This window comes from Methylophaga sp. UBA5088 (assembly GCF_002414625.1).
In the GTDB taxonomy this organism is placed as follows: Bacteria; Pseudomonadota; Gammaproteobacteria; order Nitrosococcales; family Methylophagaceae; genus Methylophaga; species Methylophaga marina.
Window position 1 is genome coordinate 392 of the sequence record NZ_DIAC01000039.1, and the last position, 1,863, is coordinate 2,254.

General features: G+C 44.9%; 1 protein-coding gene. It reads right to left on the reverse strand.

Annotated elements, in window-relative coordinates:
* Positions 1–1,863, reverse strand: a 1,863-nt coding sequence (gene mutS, locus B4K20_RS05415; protein ID WP_289282184.1) for a DNA mismatch repair protein MutS, incomplete at both ends; no start/stop codon positions are given.

Below are 1,863 nucleotides of genomic sequence, written 5' to 3' on the forward strand. Positions count from 1 at the left end.
TAGTCGCCGCTTCATTCATTTCCACCATGAAGGTCGAACGACCAGAAGCCAGGTCATCTGATGCCCCGATACGGGTAAAGACTTGATCCACGGGCCCGATAATCGCTTTGCTCGCCGGCACATAACTGCCCATATGTGCCATTGAGACGATCAATGCTGTCTGACGCATATAGGTCGACTTACCCCCCATATTGGGACCGGTAATAATTAATGTGGACTGCTCAGCGGTTAATTTCAGATCATTAGCGCAAAAAGCTTGGTTTTGACACACTTCCACAACCGGGTGTCGACCTGCTTCAATATGGATTCCGGCATCATTCACAAACTCCGGGGCGACATAATCCAATGTCTCGGCCCGCTCAGCAAGATTGGCAAGCACATCCAGCTCAGCTAATGACATAGAACATTGTGATAAGGCCATTAATTCTGGTGCCACTTTATCGAACAATTCATCGTAAAGCGCCTTTTCTAAAGCTAATGCTTTTTCGTTCGCACTGAGAACCTGTTCTTCGAAGCGTTTCAGTTCAGGTGTGATGTACCGTTCAGCGTTTTTTAATGTCTGACGCCGAACATATTCATCAGGCAATGTAATATCGTGAGCACGACTCAGTTCGATAAAATAGCCATGCACTTTGTTATAGCCTACTTTGAGGGTATTAACGCCTGTTCTATGGCGTTCTTGTTGTTCAAGTTGATCTAAAAAGCCACTGGCATTTTTATGCAGATCGCGTAAACGATCCAACTCCTCGTTATAACCTGCTTTTATGACCCCACCATCTCTGATGAGAACAGGTGGTTCATCGATAATCGCTTGTTGTAATAGCAGAAGTAATTCACTGAACGTGCCTAACTGTCGATCCAGTTGCCGCAGATGGGTACTTTGCTTCGATTTCAATAACTGATGTAATTCAGGCAACGTTTCTAAAAGACGTCGAATATGCATAAAGTCACGAGGTCTGGCTGTACGAAGCGCCATCCGTGACAAAATACGCTCAATATCTCCCAACGACTTCATCAAAGCATGACAGTCGTTGAAACTATTGTGCTCCAAAAACTCCTGAATCACATGTTGTCTATCAACTAATGTTTTGTGATCACGTATTGGACGCATTAACCAGCGTCTCAACATACGTGCGCCCATCGGTGTCGCGGTCCTGTCCAGTACCGAGATAAGGCTATTTTCAATGCCTCCTGACAGGTTACGTTCAAGTTCAAGATTTTTTCGTGATTGTGGATCCAGTCGAATGCTGTCTTTCGAATACTCAACACTAAGTTGGCGCAAATGAGGCAACGCTGTTCTATGTGTTTCTTGTGCGTAGTTCACTAAACAGCCGGCAGCGCGAATCGCAATATCCAGTCCCTCACAACCAAACCCTTTTAGATCAGTTGTATTAAATTGTTCACATAATCGAGTTTTGGCTGCCTTTAATTCAAAATGCCACTCCGGTAGCTTGCGCAGTTGTTTTTCAAACGCCTCAAACCCCGCCAGTAATGTTTCACTTAATAAAATTTCTGCGGGTTGTAACCTGGCTAATTCGGCTTTTAACAATTCAGCATTATCTAGTTCACTGATAATAAACCGACCGCTGCTAATCTCAGCATAAGCTAATCCATATCGCCCTTTTTCTTCACAAATAGCGAGCAGGAGATTTTCATTGCGGCTGTCCAGCAGTGCTTCTTCCGTCAATGTACCTGGCGTCAGCACTCTTACAACTTGTCGCTCAACAGGACCTTTACTCGTTGCCGGATCACCTATTTGCTCACAAATAGCAACAGACTCACCCAGCTTAATAAGCCTTGATAAATAATTATCTGCCGCATGGTAAGGCACCCCCGCCATAGGTATAGGTGCACCGTTACTAC